Here is a 22,097-nt window from a genome sequence, read left to right as displayed (position 1 = left end):
GGGTTACATGACCACTTTGCTTGACAACGCCGCCCGCACTTTCGAACGCCGCAATCCGGTGACGGGCGATGTCGCCACGACCACCGCGGCAGCCACGATCGCCGATGTCGATGCCGCCTGCGACGCCGCAGCCGCCGCATTTCCCGCCTGGTCCGCGCTGGGCCCAAATGCCCGCCGCGCGATCCTGTTCAAGGCGGCCGACGCGCTGGAAGCCCGCAAGGATCAGTTCATCGCCGCGATGGTGAACGAGATCGGTGCCACCCCGCCTTGGGCCGGGTTCAACCTGATGCTCGCCGCCGGCATCGTCCGCGAAGCAGCGGCAATGACCACGCAGATCGGCGGCGAAGTGATCCCGTCGGACAAGCCGGGCTGCATCGCCATGGCCCTGCGCGAGCCGGTTGGCGTGATGGTGGGCATCGCTCCCTGGAACGCGCCGATCATTCTGGGCGTGCGCGCAATCGCGATGCCGCTTGCTTGCGGCAACACCGTGATCCTGAAGGCCAGCGAAGCCTGCCCGCGCACCCATGCGCTGATCATCGAAGCTTTCCAGGAAGTGCTGCCCGAGGGCACCGTTCACCTGATCTCGAACGCGCCTGCCGATGCTGGCGAAATCGTCGGCGCGCTGATCGACAACCCGCATGTCCGCCGGATCAACTTCACCGGCTCGACCCATGTTGGCAAGATCATCGCCAAGCGCGCTGCCGAGCACCTGAAGCCCGTGCTGCTCGAGCTGGGCGGCAAGGCTCCCTTTATCGTCCTCGACGATGCGGACCTGGACGAAGCAGTCAAGGCAGCGGCGTTTGGCGCCTTCATGAACTCGGGCCAGATCTGCATGTCGACCGAGCGGATCATCGTGGTCGAAAGCGTCGCCGATGCGTTCGCCGAGAAGTTCGCCGCCAAGGCCAAGACGCTTGCGGTGGGCGACCCGGCAGAGGGCAAGACTCAACTGGGCGCGGTGGTCGATCAGAAGACTGTCGACACCGTTGCGGGCCTGGTCGAGGACGCACTGGCCAAGGGTGCGCAGCGCATCGCTGGCGGCGAGAGCAATGGCGTGCTGATGCCCGCCACCGTGATCGACAAGGTCACCACCGATATGCGCATCTTCCGCGACGAAAGCTTCGGCCCGGTCGTCGGCATCATCCGCGCACGCGACGAAGCACACGCGATCGAACTAGCCAACGACACCGAATATGGTCTGTCGGCGGCGGTGTTCACCAAGGATACCGCGCGCGGCCTGCGCGTCGCCAAGCAAATCAAGTCCGGCATCTGCCACGTGAATGGCCCGACCGTGCACGACGAAGCGCAGATGCCCTTCGGCGGCACCAAGGCGTCGGGCTATGGCCGCTTCGGTGGCAAGGCCGGCATCGATGCCTTCACCGAGCTGCGCTGGGTGACGGTCGAGACCCTGCCCGGCCATTATCCGATCTGATGACGCCCCTCACCCCGGCGAAAGCCGGGGTCTCGTGCGGCCAGCCGCACGCCCTGATTGCATGAGATCCCGGCTTTCGCCGGGGTGACGATAGATTTGAGGAAGACCATGACCAACACCAGCAGCAACGGCGTCGTCGCCTATGACGTCGAGGACGGCATCGCGTGGGTGCGTTTCAACCGCCCCGACAAGCGCAACGCGATGAGCCCCACGCTCAATCGCGACATGATGGAAGTGCTCGACCTGCTCGAGTTTGATCCCGCCGTTGGCGTGCTGGTGCTCAGCGGCGAAGGCCAGGCCTGGACCGCCGGCATGGACCTCAAGGAATATTTCCGCGACACCGAGGCCGATGGCCTGCGCGGCACCCGCAAGGCGCAGCGCGAAAGCTATGGCTGGTGGCGTCGCCTGCGCTGGTATCAGAAGCCGACCATCGCCATGGTCAATGGCTGGTGCTTCGGCGGCGGCTATGGCCCGCTCTTCGCCTGTGACCTCGCCTTCGCGGCGGAAGAGGCCAAGTTCGGTCTTTCGGAAATCAACTGGGGCATCCTGCCCGGCGGCGGCGCGACCAAGGTGGCGCAGGAGCTGATGCCGTTCCGCAAGGCGATGTACCATGCGATGATGGGCGAGAATATCGACGGCAAGACCGCCGCCGATTGGGGCCTGGTCAACGAAGCGCATCCGCTGGAGAAGCTCAAGGGCCGCGTGATCGAAGTCGCCAACGAGCTGCTCAAGAAGAACCCGGTGGCGCTCAAGGCGACCAAGGATGCGATGAAGCGCGTTGGGGTGATGAGTTATGACGACGCCGAGGACTATCTGGTTCGCGCGCAGGAGGCGGCGAACTCTTACGACAATGACGGTCGCAAGGAAGGCATTCGCCAGTTCATCGACGAAAAGAGCTACAAGCCCGGTCTTGGCGCCTATGACAAGGACCGGGTGAAGGCCTGACCCAGCGCGCGGCGGCAATCATTCCTCCCCCGGAAGGGGGAGGGGGACCGCCGCGAAGCGGTGGTGGAGGGGTAGGTCTCCACGCAACATGACGTTTCGCTCGTGGAGAATACCCCTCCACCAGCTTCGCTGGTCCCCCTCCCCCTCCGGGGGAGGATTTGGGACACCCAGACGGATGTCCAGATGCCCGATCTTTCCCGCCTTCTCGCTCCCCGCTCCGTCGCGATCGTCGGCGCGTCGCCCACGCCGGGTGCGCTCGGCAATTCGGTGCTGCGCAACCTCGAGCGGCACGGCTTCACCGGCGAGATCCACCTCATCAACCCCAAGCGCGACGAGATCGATGGCCGGCCATGCCTCAAGTCGATCGGCGAGCTGCCCGAGGGCGTGGATGCGGCAGTGCTGGCGATCCCGGGCCCGGCCGTGCTGGGCGCGGTACGTGAACTGGCGGCGCGCGGCGTAGGCTCCGCGGTGATCTTCGCCGCGGGCTTTGCCGAGGGCGGCGAAGAAGGTCTGGCCGCACAGGCCGAAGTCGCACGCATTGCCGCCGAGAGCGGCATGGTGATCGAGGGGCCGAACTGCCTGGGTCTGGTCAATTATGTCGACGGCGTCGCGCTGACCTTTGTCGAGACGCCCGCACTCAAGCTGGGCGACAAGCCCGGCGTCGGCATCGTCAGCCAGTCGGGCGCGATGGCTGTGGTGCTGGGCACCACGCTGATGGCCAAGGATCTCGGCATCTCGATCTCTGTCTCGACCGGCAACGAAGCCGCGAGCGGCGCCGAGGACTATGTCGAGCACCTGATCCATGCCCCGCACACCAAGACGATCGGCATGATCGTCGAGCAGTTCCGCAAGCCCGCGCGTTTCCTCGCGCTGGCCGAACAGGCGCGCGCGGCGGGCAAGACGATCGTTCTGCTCCACCCCGGCAAATCGAGCGCCGCGCGCGAAAGCGCCGCGACGCATACCGGCGCGATGGCGGGCGACTGGCAATTGATGAAGGCCAAGGTCGAGCGCGCCGGCGTGGTGCTGGTCGACAGCCTTGAGGAACTGGCCGACGTGATCGAGATCGCGCACCGCGCCAAGCCGGTGGGTCTGGGCGGCGTGGGCGTGCTGACCGAGAGCGGCTGCTTCAAGGCGCTGGTGCTCGATCTGGCCGAGCAGATCGGGCTTGAGCTGCCCGTGGTGGGCGCGGCAACCGAAGCGAAGCTGCGCGCCGGCATGCCTGATTTCATCCCGGTTTCGAACCCGATGGACCTGACCGCGCAGGCGCTGGTCGATCCCGATCTTTATCGCCGCACGCTCCAGCCGCTGCTGGAGGATGACGATTTCGCCGCCGTGGTGGTCGGCATCATCCAGACCGACGAAGCGACCGCGTCGCGCAAATTCCCGTTCATCATCGATGCGGTGAAGCAGATCACGCCGAACAAGCCGGTGATCTTCGCCGGACTCGACGAAGGTGCGCCCTTCTCGCCCGACTATATCGCCGGGCTGCGCGCGATCGGCGTCCCCTATTTCCCCTCGGCCGACCGCGCCTTCCGCGCGCTGCGCCAGTTGTCACGGCTTGCCGAGCGCGACTTCGCGGCAAGCGGTGCCGCGGCGCGCGCGCTCGATCTGCCGGTGGGCGTCGTCCCCGAATATCGCGCGAAGGAGCTGCTCGCGCCCGCCGGGATCCCCTTCCCCCAAGGCGGCTTCGCAGCCAATGTCGAGGAAGCGCTCCGCGTTGCGGCCAGCGTCGGCTATCCGGTGGTCCTCAAGGCGCAGGCAGCCGCGCTCAGCCACAAGAGCGACGCCGGCGGCGTGATCCTCAACATCGCCGACGATGCCGCGCTCACCGCAGCCTGGGACAGGCTCTACGCCAATGTCGCGGCCTATGATTCGTCGATCAAGCTCGATGGCGGGCTGATCGAGGCGATGGGCGCACGCGGGCTGGAGCTGATCGTCGGTGCGAAGAACGATCCCGAATGGGGTCCGGTGATCCTCGTCGGCTTTGGCGGGGTCACCGCCGAGCTGCTCCACGACGTTCGCCTGCTGCCGCATGACCTGCCGCGCGACGCGGTGATCGCAGCGCTGCGCAGCCTGAAGCAGGGCGCGTTGCTCGATGGCTATCGCGGCTCGCCCGCGCTCGATGTCGAGGCGGCGGCCGATCTGGTCGTCGGGCTGGGCAGCGTCCTCGCCGGCACGCCCGCGATCCGCGAGATCGACCTCAATCCGGTCGTGGTCTATCCCAAGGGCCAGGGCGTCGTCGCGCTCGACGCGCTGATCCTCGCCGACGGATAAGGAGCGAACGCCATGGACGTATCGAAGCTCAAGGCGATCGACATCCACGTCCATGCCGAGGTCTCGTGCCACGATCATGAGGACCCGATCTTCGGCGAATTCCTCGACGCAAGCACCAAATATTTCAAGGCGGACCGCCGCCGCCCGACGATCCCCGAAACGATCGCGCATTATCGCGAGCGCCAGATCGGCTTCGTCATGTTCACGGTCGATATGGAAGCCGGCACCGGCATCCAGCGCATCCGCAACGAAGAGATTGCCGAAGCAGCCGCGGCGAACAGCGACATCATGCTCGCCTTCGCCTCGATCGATCCCCACAAGGGGAAGCGCGGCGCGATCGAAGCGCGCGACCTGATCGAGAAGCATAGGGTGAAGGGTTTCAAGTTCCACCCGCCGCTTCAGAATTTCGACCCCGCCGATCCGATGGCCTGGCCGCTATACGAAGTCATCGACCATTATGGCCTGCCCGCCATCTTCCACACCGGGCACTCCGGCATGGGCACCGGCATGCCCGGCGGCGGCGGCATCCGGCTGAAATATGGTCAGCCGATCCTGGTGGACGAAGTTGCCGTGCGCTTCCCCAACATCAAGATCATCCTGGCGCATCCTGGCTGGCCCTGGACCGATGAATCGCTGTCGATGGCGCTGCACAAGCCCAACGTATTCATCGACCTTTCTGGCTGGAGCCCCAAATATTTCCCGGCGCAGATCGTGAAGTATGCCAACACCCAATTGGGCCACAAATTCCTGTTCGGATCGGATTTCCCGCTGATCCCGCCCGACAGGTGGATCGCGGCCTATGACGAAGCCGGGTTCAAGCCCGAGCTGCGCGAAGCGATATTGAAGGGCAATGCGGCGAGGCTGCTCGGTCTCGCCTGATGCGCTGCCAACGACCCCCCGCTAGGCTTTGGCTTCGATCCGGCCGAGCAGCCTGAGCAGCGTCGCACGCTCCTCCGCATCCAGCGCGGCGAGCATCCGGTCTTCATGTTCCTGGATGCGCGCGATGCAATTCTTGCGCATTGTCTCACCGGCACCGGTAAGCGTGAGCGAAAATGCGCGGCGATCATCCGCTGAGACTTCGCGCTCCACCAGACCCGCATCCACCAGCTCGTTGATCAGCGAGACCATGTTGGCGCGCTTGATACCCAGCGCCACGCCGACCGCGCCCTGATTCACGCGGGGATTGGCCTCCACGATCGCTAGGATGCCGACCAGCACCTGGCGCATCCCCGTGCCCTTCATCGCGTCATGAAAATCCAGCGCAAAGGCACCGGAGGCCCGGCGCAAGCGATAGCCGACAAGCGACGACAAAGCGCCGAAGGAGAGAGCATTACGTGCCATGGCTAATTCGAGAGCCCTTTCTGCGCAGCAGCGCCAAGCGCCGCCCTGGATATGATCAACTGATGGAGCCGAAGGTTTCCTTCACCAACTCGCGGATCAGGTTTTCGACGGCGGTGAAGGACGGACCGGCCGGAACATCGGTGCGCCGGGAAAAATTCAGCGTGCGCCGCATCGGCTCCGTCCCTGTCGGCCACGCCGCCAGAAGCCCTTCCGCCACGCCGGCCGCGACGGCGGACCGGGGCAAAAGCGCCATGCCATGCCCTTTCGCGACAAGCGCAAGCACCACCGGCAGCGCGTTCACTTCGGCCATTATCTTCGGCTCCACCTGCAGCAGCCAGGTGAACAGCACGCCCCGCAGGATATTCGCGTCACGCGTGACGAACCATGGCATCGCGGCAAGCTCGGCAGGATTGGTGGGCGGCGGGGGCGCATTCGCCGCCGTGACGATCACAATGTCTTCCTGAATGATCGGATCGGCGATGATGTCTGGCCCGGTCGGGGCGGAGGGGATCACGGCCATGTCCAGCAGACCTGCGGCAAGATTGCTCGCCAGCTCGGTCGCCGATGACTCCACCAGATGGATGCGGATGCGGGGATGCTCCACCAGGACGCGTTCGATCAACGGCATGCCGACCGGCATCACGAGCGTTGGCGGCAGCCCGACGGTGACGAAGGAGATCGCCTGCCCCTCGGTGTCACCCGTGGTGAGCGCGTCGAAATAGCGCAGTAGGATCTGGGCGCGGGGATAGAGCCGCCGGCCGGCCTCGGTCAGCGAAACGCCGCTATGCGAACGGGTGAACAGCTCAAGCTTGAGCTCGCTCTCCAGGATGGCAAGCTGCTGGCTCAGCGCGGGCTGCGCGATGCCCAGTGCGGCGGCGGCGCGATTGATGCTTCCCGCATCTGCGATCCGTATGAAATATTCGAGACGTCTCGTCTCCACGCCTTGCCCCTGTCGCTGTTCCGTTATGGCGCCGAGAAAGATACACTATATGCTTATACCCACCATAACAACTGACTGTTGGCGCGGGCCGGATCGGGCGCGGTACCCCTCCAGACAGGAGAGGTGATGGCTACGCAACCCGATTTGGTGGATCGACCCATCGTCGATGAAGATCCCGTCACGCGATTCGAGCATGACGGGGCGGTCCTCCTGCGCGGTGTGAGCGATCGGCCCGGCAATTTCCTGCGCGGAGAGAAGCTTGGGTCATTGCGCAAACGCGCCCCTGCCAGGCCGGGCGATGCCGTGGGTTCCGAGCCATTCCCGCTTATCCTGTCCTGACCGCGCATGGCCGCAACGCTCGATCGACGCCTGATCCTGCTGCTTGCCGGCGTGAGCGCGCTCGGCTCGCTCGCCATCCATATGTTCGTGCCCGCATTGCCCTCGATCGCGGGCGAGATGGCTTCCAATCCGGGCACCGTGCAGTTGACGATCAGCCTGTACCTGCTCGGGCTGGGCGGCGGGCAATTGGCGGCAGGCCCGATCTCCGATGCGATCGGGCGGCGCCCGGTGCTGCTAGCGGGCATCGCGATCTTCGTGACCGCCTCGGCATTTGCGGCGGCGGCGCAGACTGTGGAGATGCTGCTGCTTGCCCGGCTGATCGAAGCGGCGGGGGCTGCGGCATGTCTGATCTCGGCGCGGGCCATGATTTCGGATCTTTCCGCGCGGGAAGACACGCCAGCCAATCTCGCCGCGCTCACAAGCGCCGTGCTCTTGTCGCCCACCATCGCGCCCACGATCGGTGGCGCGCTGGTGTCGCTGGCGGGCTGGCGATCGGTGTTCGTCGTGCTGGCGCTGAGCGGCCTTGCCATGGGCGTGGCCGCAGCCTGGCTGGTGCCGCGCCGGTCGCCTCCCGGCCAGCCGCCGCACCTGCTGCGCTCCTATGCCCGGCTGGCGCGCAACGCCCGCTTCCGCGGCTATGTCGCGGGAAATTCGCTGGCTACCAGCGCGCTGTTCATGTTCCTGTCCGGATCGCCATTCCTGCTGATCGGGCAATATCATCTGACACCCGCACAAGCGGGGCTTTGCTATGTGTTCGTCGCGGGAATGGCGATCGTGGGCACCTTCCTGGTTCGCCTGATGCGAGGACAGGACGCCTTTCGCATCGGCCTCATCCTAGTCGCGAGCGGCGGCGCTGCGATGCTCGCGACGGCGCTGCTAGGCGGCAATGGGCCCGTGGCGCTGATCGCGCCGATGCTGATGGTCGGGCTGGGGTGCGGGATTGTCTCGCCCACCGGCGCGGCCGGCGCGATGCACGCCGAGGAAGGGATTGCGGGCACCGCGACCAGCCTGGCCGGCGCCATCCAGATGATCGTCAGCGCGGGCGTGACCGCGATGATGATCGCCATCGGCTCGGCTTCGCTGACGCCGCTGGCCATCGCGATCTTCGCGGCCGGCCTTGCCGCAACCATTTTGGCTCCGCGCGAACGGAGCATTCGATGAACACCGGAACATGGGCGGCGCAGCGCGCCTTAAACCCGTCACGGAGGGGTAATGGATAACACCGACGAAGCACCGGAATCGCTGAGCCGCGCGCAGCGATTCCTGATATTCACGGGCTCGGTGGGGCTGATCGGAGCGATGGCAACCGACGCGCTCGCGGTGCTTGGCCGCCATACGGGCTTCGCGGTGGTCGGCTCGATCGAGATATTCCAGGTCGCGCTCGTCGTGGCGCTGTCCTCGGCGATCCTGATGGTCAGCCTGATGAATCGCCACGCCACGGTCGATCTGATCGTTGGCCGCGCATCGGGCCGGACCAAGTCGATGCTCGCCCAGATAGGGCGCGTGGCGCTGGCGATCACTTTTGGCCTGCTCGCCTTCGGCTCGATCTGGGTTGCGTTCGATCTGTGGCCGACGACGGAAATGACCGAGCTGCTCGCGATCCGCCTCGCGCCGTTCCGGATGATCTGGATCACCGCGTGCACCCTCGCCGCGCTCCATTTCGCCGTCGCTTTCGTGAAGGGCCTTCGTAAATGACCCTGCTGCCAGAGGCCATCGGCCTGCTTGCCTTCATAATCCTGCTCGTGATCCTGATGGCCGGGATTCCGATCGGCGCGTCGCTCGCATTGGTGGGTACGCTGGGCCTCGCCTTGCTGCTCACGCCCGAAGCGGCGCTGATCAAAGTCGGCGTGATCGCATTCGACACCGTCACCCGCTACGAGCTCGGCGTATTGCCGCTGTTCATGCTGATGGCGCAGCTCTGTTTCGCCGCGGGGGCCAGCGGCGATTTCTTCGGGCTCGCCGCCAAGCTGATCGGGCATAAGCGCGGTGGCCTCGGCGTCGCCTCGATCGGCGGCTGCGCGGGCTTTGGCGCGATCAGCGGATCGAGCCTCGCCACCGTCGCGACGGTCAGTGCGGTCGCGCTCCCGGAGATGCGGCGTCAGGGCTATCATCCGGGCTTCGCGGCGGGTGCGCTGGCCGCAGGCGGCACGCTCGGCTCGCTCATCCCGCCCAGCGGCGCGCTGATCGTGTTCGGCATCATCGCCGAACAGTCGATCGGCAAGATCTTCGCCGCGGCGGTCATCCCCGGCATCACCCAGGCGCTGTTCTACATCGCCGCCGTGCTGATCATGGTCCGCTGGAAGCCCGAACTGGCGCCCCCCGGCCCGCGCGCGACCTGGCGCGAGCGCGGTGCCGCGGCGCTGCGGATCACCGATATCTCGCTGCTCGTGCTCTTCGTGGTCGGCGGGCTCATACTGGGCTGGTTCACCCCCACTGAAGCGGCATCCGTGGGCTGTGTCGGCGGGCTCGTCATCCTGGCCGTGCGGCGCAAGTTCACGCTGCCCGCGCTCAGCAACGCGTTGTTCGAAACGCTGCGCACCACCGGCATGATCTACACGATCGTGATCGGCGCGATCGTCTTCAGCACCTTTGTGAGCGTGACCGGCATCCCCGATCACATGATCGATCTCGTCCATTCGGTCGGCGCGTCGCCGACCATGGCGATCATCGTGATGGCAGTCATGCTGCTGCTGCTCGGCTCGTTCCTCGATGGCCTCGCGCTGATGCTGCTGATGACCCCGATCCTGCTACCGGTGGTCCACAGCCTCGGTCTCAGCCCGATCTGGTTCGGCATCTTCCTCGTGCGCACGATGGAGATCGGGTTCGTCCATCCGCCGCTGGGGTTCAACGTCTATGTGATCCACGCCCAGGCGAAGGACATCTCGCTGGGATCGATCTTCCGCGGCGTGATCCCCTTCCTCGTCAGCGATTTCTTTCACCTCGCCATGCTGATCGCGTTCCCGATCACCGTGCTGTGGCTTCCGTCTCTGCAGGGATAACCAGCGATGAAGAAACTGTTCGCAATCGCCGTCCTGCTCGCACTCGCAGCCTGCGGCCGGCCCGACCCCAACGTAACGGCGCTGACCTATGCTAGCCCTTATAGTGCTACGCATCCGTTTAGCCGGGCGGATATCGTCTGGATGAAGTGGATCGAGGAACAAACGGGCGGCAAGGTTCGCATTCATCCGCATTGGGGTGGGCATCTGCTCTCGTCGAACGAGAACATGCTGGAGATCCGACACGGCGTGTCCGACATCGGCATGATAACGCCGATGTATGCGCGCAGTGCACACGTCCAGCGCATCCAGCCGAGCTTCTACAGCGGGATTGGCGACATTCAGCAGCAGGTGGCGGTCTATCGCTGCCTCGCGGAAGAATTCCCGGCGATCAACGGCGAAGTGAAGGGCGTTCGCATCCTCGCGGTGCAGGGCGGCAATTTCCCCGGCATCCTCACCCGCGACAAGCCGATCCGCACGCTCGCCGACCTGAAGGGACTCCGCCTGCGCGCCCAGGCCGATACCGCCGACGTGCTGCGCGCGCTGGGCGCCGACCCGATCAACATGTCGATGGCCGAAGTCTATCCGGCGATGGCGAAGGGCGTGATCGACGGCGTCGTCGCCCCGGCGGACGCGCTGCGCGCTGTCCACCTCGCCGATGTCGGCAAATATTTCTCGACGCTCAAGATCCCGCGCGGCGCCTATCCTGGCCGGGCGATGTCGCTGATCGCGTGGAACCAGCTCAGCCCGGAATATCAGGCCATCTTCACGCGCGGCGAGAAGATCTGGGAGGACGCGATGGTGCGTGAGCTCGAAGCCGCATTGATCTCCGGCCACGCTTATGCGCGCGAAGCCGGGATCGAGGAGATTGCCATCGCCCCCGGCGAGCAGGAGCGCTTCGACGCGCTCTACCGCGCCAACGCCTTCCGCATCAGCCGCCACCTCGAAGCATTCGGCGTCGACGGCAATGCGATCGCCCAGCGCGCCGCGCAACTGATCGAGCGGGGCGTACCCGCCGGATGTGGAGTACCCAAATGAGTCAGGCACTGGCAGGCGTTAAGATCGCCGATTTCAGCTGGGTGGGCGCGGGCCCGCGCGCGACCAAGGACCTGGCCGATCACGGCGCGACGGTGGTGAAGGTCGAAAGCGCCAAGCGCCTCGACCTCGGGCGGATGAGCCCGCCCTTCAAGGACGGCAAGCGCAACCCGAACGGATCGCTGTTCTTCGCGATCACCAACACCAGCAAGCTCGGCGTCACGATCAATCTGGGCGATCCGCGCGGCGTGGAGATCGCGAAAAAGCTGGTCGACTGGGCCGATGTCGTGGTCGAGAATTTCGGCAAGGGCTTCATGGAGCGGCTGGGCCTCGATTACGCCACGCTCGCCAAGGAGCGGCCAGAGATCATCATGCTTTCGGTCAGCGTCGCCGGGCGCACCGGGCCAATGTCCGACCTGCGCGGCTATGGGAACAGCGCGGCGGCACTTTCCGGTCTCGCGGCGCTTTCCGGTTGGCCCGATACGCCGCCGCACATGCCGCCCTTCGCCTATGGCGACGTGATCGCGCCGATGTTCGCCACCATGGGCGTGCTCGCCGCGCTCGAGCATCGCCGGGTCACTGGCCAGGGCCGCCATATCGACGTGTCGCAGGTCGAGCCGCTGGTGCATGTGCTGAGCGATGTGCTGGTGCAGGAGCAGCTGGCCCCCGGCCCGAAGCGCGGCAACGCTTCCCCCTCGATCCAGCAGGGCGTGTACCCCACGCGCGGCCATGACCAATGGGTCGCAATCGCCATACGCGACGAAGCCGATGCGAAGGCGCTCGACGCGCTGACCGGCGGCGCCGACCTGGCGGCATGGACCGCGACGCAGGACAAGCACGCCGTGGCAAACCGCATTTCCGCCGCCGGCATCCCTGCCGAAGCTGTATTCGACGGACGCGACGTCTTCACCGATCCCGAACTGGCCGAAGGCGGCCATTATGTGCGCGTCGATCATTCGGTGATCGGAAGCTGCGAGATGCCCGCGCCGCCCGCTTCCTTCTCCCGCTCCGAAATCAAGGTCGGACCGCCGCCCAATCTGGGCGAGCATAACCGCGAGGTGTTCGAGGGCTTCCTGGGCATCCCCGCCGACGAAATCGCGGCGCTGGCCGCAGAAGGCGTACTCGCATGATGCTGAGCCATATCAAGGTCGTCGATCTTACCCGCGATCTGGGCGCCTATGCGGGCGCGCTGCTAGCCCGCATGGGCGCGACGGTTGTCACGGCGGGGGCGGGCGACCGCGACGCTTCGGAACTGGCGATGGACCAGTTCGGCAAGCAGATCGCCAGCGGCTCGCTGCTCGATCTGATCGACAACGCCCATATCGTCTTCCGTGGCCCCGAGGCCTGCGCCCCGGAACTGACGCCGGAAGCCTTGTCCGCGCGCAATCCGCGCCTGATCGACGTGGCCATCCTCCCCTTTGACAAGGGCCGCGCCAACCAAGCCCGCCCCGCCACCGATCTCACCATCATGGCGCGATCGGGGCTGATGACGATCGTCGGCGATCCCGGCAGGCCACCGCTCACCCTGCCCGGACGCCAGGCATGGGCGCTCGCCGGCATCCAGGGCGCGATCGCGGCGCTGACCGCGCTCAACGCGCGCGCAGCGGATGGACGGGGCCAGCAAGCCTGGGTCTCGGCCTATCGCTCCGCCGTGCTCGCCAATTACCGCGAGCCGCTCACCTGGGATCGGGTCGGCAAGGTCGGCACGCGCACGGGCAATTTGCTGATCCGCGGCAAATCCGGCGTGCGGCAGGTGTGGGCGGCGAAGGATGGCTGGGTCACCTGGGCGCTGGTCGACAACCAGCCGATGATGCGCGCCACCGTCGCGCGCATGGCCGAAGACAATATGGCCGGTGAGCTGGCCGATGTGGATTGGGATTCGATCCTGGTGGCGGACATGCCGCAGGACGTGCTCCATCGCTGGGAAGCCGTTGTCGAGGCATGGCTCGCGACCAGGGACCGCGCGACGCTGACCCGGCTTTCGAACCAATATGGCATGGGCCTGAGCGCGATCAGCGAAGTATCGGACGTGCTCGCCAGCGACCATCTCGCCGCGCGCGGACTGTGGGAAGAGGCGGAGGTCGAAGGACGCACGGTCAAAATGCCCGGGCCGCTCTTCCGGGAGGTCGCGCCATGAGCCAGAAGCTGAACGGCCCCCTCGCCGGCATCCGCGTGGTGGATTTCTCCAAATTCCTCCCCGGCCCCTATTGCACCTGGCTGCTCGCCGATCTGGGCGCGGAGGTAATCCGCATCGAGCATCCGCGCGAATTGGCCAAGCAGGCGCAGGTGTTCGGATGGGACAAGCTTTCCGACGAGGAACGCGCCCGAATCCGCGCCCAGGACGTGTTCGCACGCGGCAAGCGCAGCCTGCTCATCGATCCCGGCGCAGACGCATCGCGGCCTGTGCTCGAAGAGCTTGTCCGCCGCGCCGATGTGCTGGTCGAGGATTACCGGCCCGGCGTGCTCGCGGGCATGGGCTATGGCTTTGACGCGATGGCCGCGATCAATCCGCGCCTTGTCTATGCCTCTGTCACCCTGTGCGGGCAGACCGGGCCCTATCGCGACAAGCCCGGCCATGATCCGATCGCGCTCGCCGTGGCCGGCGCCCTGTCACGCGTGGGCGAAGATCCGGACGCGCCCGGATTTGCGGGCATCCCCGCCGCCGATCTGCTTACCGGATCGAACGCGGTGATCGGCATACTCGCCGCGCTGATCGCACGCGCCACCACGGGGCGCGGCCAGGCGGTGGATATCGCCATGTCCGATTCCTCGATGGCGCTGGTCGTCAATGTGATCTCGCGCAATCCCGACCTGTCCAAAGCGCCGCCGCGCGGACGGCACCGCGCCGATATCGGAATCTATCGCACCGCCGACGATCGTTTCCTGGTCACCACCGATATGGAGCCGCGTTACTGGCAGCGCTTCTGCGTCGCGATGGGCCGCCCCGAATATGGGCCGCTGCAGAACGACAAGACCGCACGCGCCGGAATTCGCGCCGATCTGGAAGCCGAGTTCGCCAAGCAGCCTCTGGCGCACTGGCTCGCCCTGCTGGCGGAAGCGGACACGCAATTCGCGCCGGTCAGCTCGATCGAGGAAGCGCTGGCCGATCCGCACAATATCGAGCGCGGCATGGCGCTGACGCTCGATACGCCGGGCGGCCCCGTCCGCCAGATCGGTTCGCCGATCCACCTATCCGACACCCCGCCCGTACCGCCCCGCGCGGCGCGGATCGCGGGCGCCGACAATGACGACATCATGAAAGAACTGGGCTTCCAATGACCGATCCGAACAATCCCCGTCCGCTTGAGGGGCTGCGCGTAATCGACCTTACCCGTGCGCTTGCCGGCCCTTACGCCACTCTTCTGCTCGCCGGGCTGGGCGCCGAAGTGATCAAGGTCGAGGATCCGAAGGGCGGAGACCTTGCCCGCGAGAACAGCCCCTATGTCGGGCGCGACGGGGTGGTGATCGAGCGCCGCCATGAAGACGATATCTCGATCTCGCACCTGACGCGCGCGCGCGGCAAGCGCGGCGTGTCGCTCAATCTCAAGAATCCGAAGGCGAAGGAGATCTTCGCCGATCTGGTGCGGACCGCCGACATCGTCGTCGAGAACTTCACGGCGGGCACCGCCGATCGGCTGGGCGTCGGCTATCAGGCCGCGCGCGAGGTAAACCCGCGCATCATCTATGCCTCGCTCTCCGGCTTTGGCGCCGATGTGCATGACGGCAAGGCGATGGACATCGTCATCCAGGCGCTGTCGGGCGCGATGTACACCAGCGGCGAGCATGATCATCCGCCGGTGCGCATCGGCATCCCGATGGCCGATATGCTGGCGCCGGTCTTCACCGTGATCGGCATCCTATCCGCGCTGGAGCAACGCCACCGCACGGGCGTGGGCCAGCATGTCGATGTGTCGATGCTCGGCGCGCTCACCTCGTTCGTCGCGATCGAGAATTGGGCGGCGATGCGCGCGGTGGACATGCCCGCGCGCACCGGCCTGACCGTGCAGCGCCTCTCGCCCTTCGGCGTGTTCGAGTGCGCCGATGGCTATGTCGCCGTGGTTGCGGTGCACCAGAAGCTGGCCGCCGGCCTGTTCCGCGCGATGGGCCAGCCGGAGCTGTTGCAGGATCCCGCCTTTGCCACCCGCGATTCCCGCGTCGCCAATGCGCAGGCGCTGGAGGCCCGGATCAACGCCTGGTCGCGCACCTTGCCGGTGGCCGAGGTCGTCGCCAAGCTGGAGGCGGAGGACGTACCCGTCGCCGAGGTCCGCCATCCCGAAGACGCGCTGGTCGATCCCCGCGTCGTTGCGCGCGGCGAGACCAACGCGGTCTCGCACCCATCCTATCCTTCCGCCGAGGAGCTGCGCACCGCCGGGATTCCGATCCGCTTCTCCGCGGCGCATACCGGCTTCGACGAGATGCTCCCGGTTGCGATCGGCGAGCATAATGAATCGGTCTATCGCGAACTGCTGGGCTATGACGAAGCGAAGCTCGCCGAACTGGTCCGCGACGGCGTGATCGCATGAGCGCGTTCGACCGGGTTTTTGAAGCGGCGCGCAACCCCGGAGCGATTGCGGATGCGCATCGCGCCGCCGGCAGGCGCGTCGTGTGGACGCTGGGTTGGGATATTCCGCGCGAGCTGATCGATGCATACGGCCTCGCCCCCGTGCGGCTGGTGCCGGGCGACCATGATCCGGCACCGATCGATGCGCTGGTGCGGCGCAGCCATATCGGCGAGCGCAGCCACGCCTTGCTCGCGGCGGTCGCGGCGATCCCGCTGGGCGACGCGCTGCTGATCTCGCATGCCGATGCCGATCAGCCCCAGATCTTCGCGACGCTGCGCGAGCTGAACCGGTGCGGCGCGATGCAATTGCCGCCCGTCGCGTTCCTCGATCTGCTGGTGATCGATCGCGAGCCCACGCATCACTACAACGCCGTGCGGCTGGAGCAGGCTAAGGCCTGGCTGGCGGGCTTTGGCGCGGCACCCGATTTCCATGCCGCGATCGCGCAGGGCGAGGAGATCCGCGCGGCGCTGCGCCGGATCAATGCGCTGCGGCCCCGGCTTACGGGCAGCGAGGCGCACGCGCTCTTCGCCGCCGCCGCCACGCTTTCGCCCGCCGAGCTGCTCGACCTGCTGCCCGCGATCCAGCGCGAGGTGGAGGCGCGCGCACCGCACACGGCCAGGCGCATCCTGCTCAGCGGAAGCGAGATCGAGACGCTGGACGTCATCGAAGCGATCGAGGCCCAGCACGGCGTGGTGACCGGCGAGGATCATGGCTGGGGCGAAACCCGGCTGGCGCCGCTCACCGATTTCACCCGCTGGACGCTTTCGCCGACCGCAGGCCCCTTTGCCTCCAGCAACGAACGCGCCGAGCGGCTGAGCGCCCGGATCACGGCGCTGCGCCCCGATGGCGTGGTCCATTATCAGGGTAACGCCAGCCACAGCGCCTTGTGGGAAGCCGAGGCGATCCGCCGCGCGACCCCGGATGGTGTCGCGTTCGCGGTCCATCCGCCCCGGGAGCCGGAAGCGCCTGCCCCTGCCCCCGCCGATACGTCCGCGCCCCGGCCCGCCCGCGCCCCCGAGGCCCAGCGCAGCCGCAAGTCGCTCGAGGTCATCGGCCGCTTCGGCAAATATCAGCGCGAATGGTTCGCGCAGGTCCGCGCCCAGGCCGCCTCGGGCGATACCTTTGCCGCGGTCGATGCCAATGCGCCGCAGGAAACGCTGCGCGCGCTCGACATCCCGTTCGTGGTCAATCAATGGTGGGCCGCGATCGTCGCGGCCAAGCAGCAGAGCGCGCGCTATCTGAAGCTGCTCGCCGATGCCGGGCTTCCCACTACGGCAGATGCCTATAGCTCGCAGGGCGTCGCCGCCGCGCTCGACAACGACGCCGAACTCGCGCCCTGGGGCGGCCTGCCGCGTCCGGACATTCTGGAGACGGTGCTCCATTCGGAGACCGCATCGCGCCTGTTCGAGGCTTGGTCGGATGTCACCGGTGCCCCCGTCCAGCGCTTCCAGCGCAGCGTCGATTGCCGCTGGGACATCCCCGTCGATTGGTGGGACGGGCTGGCCGAGGATTGGGATCATTTCATCGAGGCCGAACGGCTGGACCTGTTCGAAGCCGAACTGCGCCTTTCGATCGCCGAGCTCGAGCGGATGACGGGGCGGAATTTCGATCCCGCGCGCCTTGCCGAGGTGATGGATCTCGTCAACGAACAGGAGGACCATTACCGCGAGACCCGCAACCTGATCGCGCGCACCGTTCCCGCGCCGATCAGCGTGGTCGATCAGATGCCGGCAACCATGGTGCCGCAATGGCATCGCGGAACCGAATGGGGCCGGGACGCCGCGCGCGATTTCCATGCCGAAGTCGCCCGGCGCGTCGCGGATGGCGATGCCGCCTGCCCGGAGGAACGCATCCGGCTGATGTTCGTCGGACGCGGCGTCTGGGGAGACATGGGCTTTTACCAGCGCTGGGAGGAAAGCCACGGCGCGGTGTTCGTCTGCTCGATGTATCTGAGCCTCGCCGCCGATGGCTATATCCGCCGCTTCGATCGCGGCCGCGATCCACTGCGCGCGCTCGCCGCGCGGTTCGTGACCATGGGCGACGAACTTCGCATGCCCACCTGGGCCGGCGCATGGAACGTCAAGGAAGCGCTGCTGCACCAGGTCGATGGCGCGATGGCCTTGTCCGATGCCGATCCGCTGGTGCTCCGCGCATTGCGCGAGGCGGGGATCGCGGTTCTCGAACTCGATATGGACAATTATGTCCGCGATCCCGCCGCAGAGGCCGATCTGGACCGCCGCGTCCACGCGTTCCTCGAAGGGCCGGCCACCACCGCCGCCGCCGCGCGCCGGAACCGCTAGAAAGCTCCAAAAAAAGGACGCCGCAGTCCCCCAGGGGGCTGCGGCGTTTTCGTGTCGTCCGTCGCGCCGGGCCACACGGACCGCGCCTCACCACATAAAAAGAGCGCCGCGGTCCCGGGGGACTGCGGCGCTCAGGTTGAGGCTCAGAATTTCGCGCGGATCGAAGCTGCCATCACGCGTCCGATCGGGCTGGCGGCCGAGGCGTCATAGCCACCGCTGCCGTTCGAGCTGGGCGTGAGGTTCACATAAGGAGGACCGGCGTCGAAAGCGTTGCGCACTTCGATGCCCAGCGTGATGCCCGAAAGCGTCCGCGGCGCGCCCATCTTGCCCAGGTTGAAGGCAAGCACGAGATCGACCGGCGTGAAGCTCGAGACCGTCTGGTTCGGCGTGATCGCCGTGTTCAGATAGCTGTTCACATGCGTGACGGTCACCTGCGCCAGCATCGCATCGATCTCCCAGCTCACGCTGGCCCGCGCCTTGAACTTCAGCGGGTTGAAGATCGTGTTGCGACGATCAATCGGCGTGCCGGCAGGCGACACGGCGGTCTTGTAGTTGGTCAGATAGGTGCCGCTGCCGTTCAGCGTGAACGTACCGATATTCGCCGTCGGCACGCGCCAGTTAACGGTGAAATCGATGCCCGACGTGTTCGACTGGCCGAGATTGTTGTTCCGGCCGTCGACATAGAGCGTCACGTTGTTCGGATCGCCGCCCGGGAAGGTGCCGCGCGCGAGCACGACGCCCTGCGAAAGCAGCTGGAGCACGCGATCGCGCGCCGCAGTACCGCGCAGGATGAGCCCGGTGCCCGCAAACTGCGATTCACGCGTCAGGATCGCGAGATCGGCCAGGTAGCTGTCGACCTGGTTGATGTATTTCACGTTCCAATAGGTCGCGCCGATCCGCAGGGTGTTGGTCACGTCCCAGTCGCCGCCGACCGACCAGGTCGTGGCTTCTTCCGGCGCCAGGTTCAGGTTCGGACCCGAATAAGCAAAGCCGGTGAGCGGCGCGCCGCCCGACGGATTCTGGTAGCTCTGGCCGAACAGGTTGTTCGAATTGCCATAGATCTGCGAGATCAGCGGCGCGCGGAACGAAGTGCCATAGCTGCCGCGCAGCATCAGGCCGCTTACCGGCGACCAGTTCACGCCGAACTTGGGATTGGTCGTCTCACCGACGTCGCTGTAGCGGTCGTAGCGAACCGCCGCGTTCAGCGTCAGCGTCTCGAAGCCGGGAACCGCGTTCGCCGAGCTGAACACCGGAACCAGAAGCTCGGCATAAGCCGAATCCACCCGGCGCTCGAAATGACGGAATACGATGGGCGTTCCGGCCGCACCGCGGGCCGATCCCAGCTCGGTGTTGATCTCCTGGCCTTCATAGCCGGCGGCCAGCTTCACATCGCCGCCCGGCAGGCTGAAGAGCGAACCGTTGAGCCGCGCTTCATAGCCGACGAACTTGTTGAGCGTCGGCGAGAGCGTCACGAAGTTGCTGATCGCCAGCAAAGTCGCCGCCGACGTGCGGCCGAGACCATAGGGATCGAACGCGGTGGCCGGATTGTTGCTGGCCAGCGCGGCATTCAGCGCGGTCGCGTTGAGGCCACGTACCTGATCCGACTGATCGTTGCCCTTGCCATAGGTGATGAGGCCTTCGAGCTGCCAGTCGCCCGGCAGCTTGACGCGCAGGCCGGGCGTGATCTGCCAGTTGGTCGCCGAGCCGAGCGAGACGTCACGCGGGAGATCGTTGATGAAGTTATAGTCGATCGTGTAGCTCGTCCCCGCAAAGCCCGTGGGACGCACGAAGAAGGCGTTGGTCTGCGGCACGGTCAGCGTCGAGCTGAAATAGGCCGGATAACGCTTATATTCGCGCTTGCTGTAGAAGCCGTCCGCGAAGAAGGTCAGCCAGGGCGTCAGCTCCTGGGTCAAGGTGCCGTTGACCGAATTGTAGCGCTGTTCCGGGAACAGATCCTGCCCGATCAGATCGTCGCAGGTGTTGGTGGTGCCTGCCACCAGCGATCCGGCGTTCGCCTGGGTCAGCTGGCCGGGCATGGCATAGGAAACGCCGCCCGCGCGCAGCGTGCCGGGCGCGCAGCGTGTCACCAGATAATTGTTGCCGCCGAAGGGGCGCTGATCCGATGTGAAGAAGTCGCGATGCTCGCCGTTCAGCGCCGAGCGATAAACGCGCTCATACGCCACCATGACCTGGCCGCTGTCCCAGACCTTGCCCGCCGCGATGCCGAACTGGCTTTCGCTGAAATTGGCGCCGGCGCCGTAGCGCGCAGTCGCCTCGACGCCGTTCAGCGAGCGGCGCGGGATCAGGTTGACCACGCCCGCAATCGCGTCCGAACCGTAAATCGCCGATGCGCCGTCCGCGACGACTTCGACGCGCTCAAGGCCCAGCGTCGGGATGACCGACGGCTCGAACGCGCGGCTGTTGTTCACCGCGCGGTGGCCATCGACCAGGATCAACGTCGCATAAGGGCCGATGCCGCGCAGGTTGACCGTGTTGCCATAGGTGATGTTGCCGCTGCCGCCGCTCTGGCCACGCGAATTCTCGCTGACGCCCAGGTCGAACACGGCCGGCAGTTGCTGGATAAGCCGCTCGGTGGTGACTGCACCGGCAAGCTCGACATCTTCGCGGCCGAGAGCGGTAACTGCGGAACCAACCGGCGCGGTGCCGCGCAGGCGGCTGCCGGTGACGACTATCTCGCCGCCCAGATCATCGGCTGCAGGAACCTCGACGACCTCCGTCGCAGGTGCGTCCTGGGCCTGGCCCACGGCGCTCCAGGTCAGCGTCATCAACGCCGAGCCGCACAAGGCAGCCAATCTGATCCGGTTCATCTTCCTCTCCCCGATATGGCGCAAGGCGCCTCTTATGGGAAAGGACTACCGTGGCGGGTCCACGCCGCGCCAACATTCAGTCGTTATGGGGGATATAAGTATATCGTGTACCGAGCCTCCGCCCCGCGCGAGGATCGCGCGGGGGAGCCCCGATTCATCCGTGCAGACCGCGCCTTTCTGCGGGTTAAGGCTTTATAAAACCGTGCATTTTCATCCAGCTTGCAAAGGCTTCGAACCAGCCGGTGCTCGTCGTCTCCTTCTGGTACATGCCGAAACCATGCCCGCCCTGTTCGTAGAGATGGAACTCCACCGGGCGCTTGGCGGCGCGCCAGGCGTCGATCAGCCCATATCCCGAATTGGCGAAGAACGGATCATCGGCGGCCAGCGCGACGAAGAGCGGCGGAGCGTCGGCGGGCGGAGTCATCGCAGCCAGCGGGCCATAGACATTGCCGATAAAGGCGGGCTTCGCGTCTTCGCCCCAGATCGCGGTGGACATGGTCAGCATCGCGCCGGCGGAGAAGCCGACCATGCCGATGCGCTGCGGATCCACGCGCCACTCATTCGCGCGGCGGCGGATCAGTGCAAAGGCGGCGCGGGCATCGGCGATCTGCGGCGCCAGTGCCTTGCTCGCATCCTCGATCGACGCGCGCGGCGGACGCGCGGCGGTGCCGCTGAACATCTGACGCATCGATTCCTCGAAGCCGGCCATATCGGCGGGCGTCGGATTGAGCCGGTACTTCAGCACGAACGCTGCAACGCCCTTGGCGGCGAGCGCCTTGGCGACGTTCCAGCCTTCATTCTCCATCGACAGCGTTCGGAAGCCGCCGCCGGGCGCGATGATCACTGCCGTGCCATTGGCCCTGGCGGGATCGGGCAGGAACGGGGTGAGCGTGGCGACGGTAACGTTGCGGGCGAAGACGCTGCCATATTGGCTGTGCCATGCTTCGGGTGCCTTGGCGTCGGGCAGCGGGCCGGTGTCGAGCGTGATCGCGGTCGGCTGGGCCGGGGTCGCGATCGGCGTCATCTTGTCGTTCTGGGCAAGCGCCGGTGCTGCGGCGATGCACAGTGCGAGCATGGCCGTGGTGGCCGCCCGCCGCGCAAGGCGCAT

18 protein-coding genes are annotated in these 22,097 nt (G+C 66.3%); 14 read left to right on the top strand and 4 right to left on the bottom strand.

Features of this window, described 5'->3' with window-relative positions; translation table 11 throughout:
• Nucleotides 1-7: 7 nt before the first annotated feature.
• The 4 genes from SSO01S_RS13555 (at nucleotide 8) to SSO01S_RS13540 (ending at nucleotide 5,527) form a co-directional block, all read left to right on the top strand.
• Entirely contained in the window at nucleotides 8-1,429 is a 1,422-nt protein-coding gene (locus SSO01S_RS13555) for an aldehyde dehydrogenase (RefSeq protein WP_066799603.1), read from the top strand.
• A gap of 108 nt (nucleotides 1,430-1,537) precedes the next feature.
• Nucleotides 1,538-2,374 carry a p-hydroxycinnamoyl CoA hydratase/lyase gene (locus SSO01S_RS13550; RefSeq protein ID WP_066799601.1) on the top strand — a complete coding sequence of 279 codons (837 nt, stop codon included), beginning with the start codon at nucleotides 1,538-1,540 and terminating at the stop codon, nucleotides 2,372-2,374.
• A 183-nt stretch (nucleotides 2,375-2,557) separates the two neighbouring features.
• On the top strand, nucleotides 2,558-4,648 hold the full coding sequence (locus tag SSO01S_RS13545; protein WP_066799599.1) for an acetate--CoA ligase family protein: 2,091 nt from the start codon (nucleotides 2,558-2,560) through the stop codon (nucleotides 4,646-4,648).
• A 12-nt stretch (nucleotides 4,649-4,660) separates the two neighbouring features.
• Entirely contained in the window at nucleotides 4,661-5,527 is an 867-nt protein-coding gene (locus SSO01S_RS13540) for an amidohydrolase family protein (protein ID WP_066799597.1), read from the top strand.
• 21 nt (nucleotides 5,528-5,548) lie between these two features.
• Here SSO01S_RS13540 and SSO01S_RS13535 read toward each other — a convergent pair whose 3' ends face one another.
• Both SSO01S_RS13535 and SSO01S_RS13530 read right to left on the bottom strand, forming a co-directional pair.
• Nucleotides 5,549-5,989 (bottom strand): MarR family winged helix-turn-helix transcriptional regulator, encoded by a 441-nt coding sequence (locus SSO01S_RS13535; protein ID WP_066799595.1) that lies wholly within the window; start codon nucleotides 5,987-5,989, stop codon nucleotides 5,549-5,551.
• A gap of 55 nt (nucleotides 5,990-6,044) precedes the next feature.
• Entirely contained in the window at nucleotides 6,045-6,929 is an 885-nt protein-coding gene (locus SSO01S_RS13530; RefSeq protein ID WP_066799594.1) for a LysR substrate-binding domain-containing protein, read from the bottom strand.
• Nucleotides 6,930-7,055: 126 nt separating this feature from the next.
• Between SSO01S_RS13530 and SSO01S_RS13525 the strand changes: the two genes are divergently transcribed.
• The 10 genes from SSO01S_RS13525 to SSO01S_RS13480 are packed head-to-tail and all read left to right on the top strand — an operon-like array spanning nucleotide 7,056 to nucleotide 18,161.
• Complete coding sequence (locus SSO01S_RS13525; protein ID WP_157073781.1) at nucleotides 7,056-7,268, top strand: hypothetical protein; 213 nt, start codon at nucleotides 7,056-7,058, stop codon at nucleotides 7,266-7,268.
• Between the two features lie 6 nt (nucleotides 7,269-7,274).
• Complete coding sequence (locus SSO01S_RS13520) at nucleotides 7,275-8,429, top strand: Bcr/CflA family efflux MFS transporter (RefSeq protein ID WP_066799592.1); 1,155 nt, start codon at nucleotides 7,275-7,277, stop codon at nucleotides 8,427-8,429.
• Nucleotides 8,430-8,480: 51 nt separating this feature from the next.
• Nucleotides 8,481-8,963, top strand: a complete 483-nt coding sequence (locus SSO01S_RS13515) for a TRAP transporter small permease (protein ID WP_066799591.1) — start codon at nucleotides 8,481-8,483, stop codon at nucleotides 8,961-8,963.
• Complete coding sequence (locus tag SSO01S_RS13510; RefSeq protein ID WP_083943074.1) at nucleotides 8,960-10,267, top strand: TRAP transporter large permease; 1,308 nt, start codon at nucleotides 8,960-8,962, stop codon at nucleotides 10,265-10,267. Before SSO01S_RS13515 ends, SSO01S_RS13510 begins: the two co-directional genes overlap by 4 nt.
• Nucleotides 10,268-10,273: 6 nt before the next feature.
• The gene (dctP, locus tag SSO01S_RS13505) at nucleotides 10,274-11,302 is read left to right on the top strand and encodes a TRAP transporter substrate-binding protein DctP (RefSeq protein ID WP_066799590.1); all 1,029 of its coding nucleotides are present in this window, start codon (nucleotides 10,274-10,276) and stop codon (nucleotides 11,300-11,302) included.
• Nucleotides 11,299-12,429 (top strand): CaiB/BaiF CoA transferase family protein, encoded by a 1,131-nt coding sequence (locus tag SSO01S_RS13500; protein WP_066799588.1) that lies wholly within the window; start codon nucleotides 11,299-11,301, stop codon nucleotides 12,427-12,429. Before dctP ends, SSO01S_RS13500 begins: the two co-directional genes overlap by 4 nt.
• Entirely contained in the window at nucleotides 12,426-13,436 is a 1,011-nt protein-coding gene (locus tag SSO01S_RS13495) for a CoA transferase (RefSeq protein ID WP_066799586.1), read from the top strand. Before SSO01S_RS13500 ends, SSO01S_RS13495 begins: the two co-directional genes overlap by 4 nt.
• Complete coding sequence (locus SSO01S_RS13490; RefSeq protein ID WP_066799584.1) at nucleotides 13,433-14,578, top strand: CaiB/BaiF CoA transferase family protein; 1,146 nt, start codon at nucleotides 13,433-13,435, stop codon at nucleotides 14,576-14,578. Before SSO01S_RS13495 ends, SSO01S_RS13490 begins: the two co-directional genes overlap by 4 nt.
• Nucleotides 14,575-15,822 (top strand): CaiB/BaiF CoA transferase family protein, encoded by a 1,248-nt coding sequence (locus tag SSO01S_RS13485; protein ID WP_066799582.1) that lies wholly within the window; start codon nucleotides 14,575-14,577, stop codon nucleotides 15,820-15,822. Before SSO01S_RS13490 ends, SSO01S_RS13485 begins: the two co-directional genes overlap by 4 nt.
• Nucleotides 15,819-18,161 (top strand): 2-hydroxyacyl-CoA dehydratase family protein, encoded by a 2,343-nt coding sequence (locus tag SSO01S_RS13480; RefSeq protein ID WP_066799580.1) that lies wholly within the window; start codon nucleotides 15,819-15,821, stop codon nucleotides 18,159-18,161. The genes SSO01S_RS13485 and SSO01S_RS13480 overlap by 4 nt, the downstream gene beginning before the upstream one ends.
• A 143-nt stretch (nucleotides 18,162-18,304) precedes the next feature.
• Here SSO01S_RS13480 and SSO01S_RS13475 read toward each other — a convergent pair whose 3' ends face one another.
• The gene (locus SSO01S_RS13475; protein WP_083943072.1) at nucleotides 18,305-20,989 is read right to left on the bottom strand and encodes a TonB-dependent receptor plug domain-containing protein; all 2,685 of its coding nucleotides are present in this window, start codon (nucleotides 20,987-20,989) and stop codon (nucleotides 18,305-18,307) included.
• A 184-nt stretch (nucleotides 20,990-21,173) separates the two neighbouring features.
• Nucleotides 21,174-22,097, bottom strand: a complete 924-nt coding sequence (locus SSO01S_RS13470; RefSeq protein WP_066799640.1) for an alpha/beta hydrolase — start codon at nucleotides 22,095-22,097, stop codon at nucleotides 21,174-21,176.

Source organism: Sphingomonas soli NBRC 100801, assembly GCF_001591025.1.
GTDB lineage: Bacteria > Pseudomonadota > Alphaproteobacteria > Sphingomonadales > Sphingomonadaceae > Sphingomonas > Sphingomonas soli.
The sequence above is the reverse complement of the archived record's forward strand: the minus strand, read 5'-3'. Positions and strand labels throughout refer to the sequence as shown.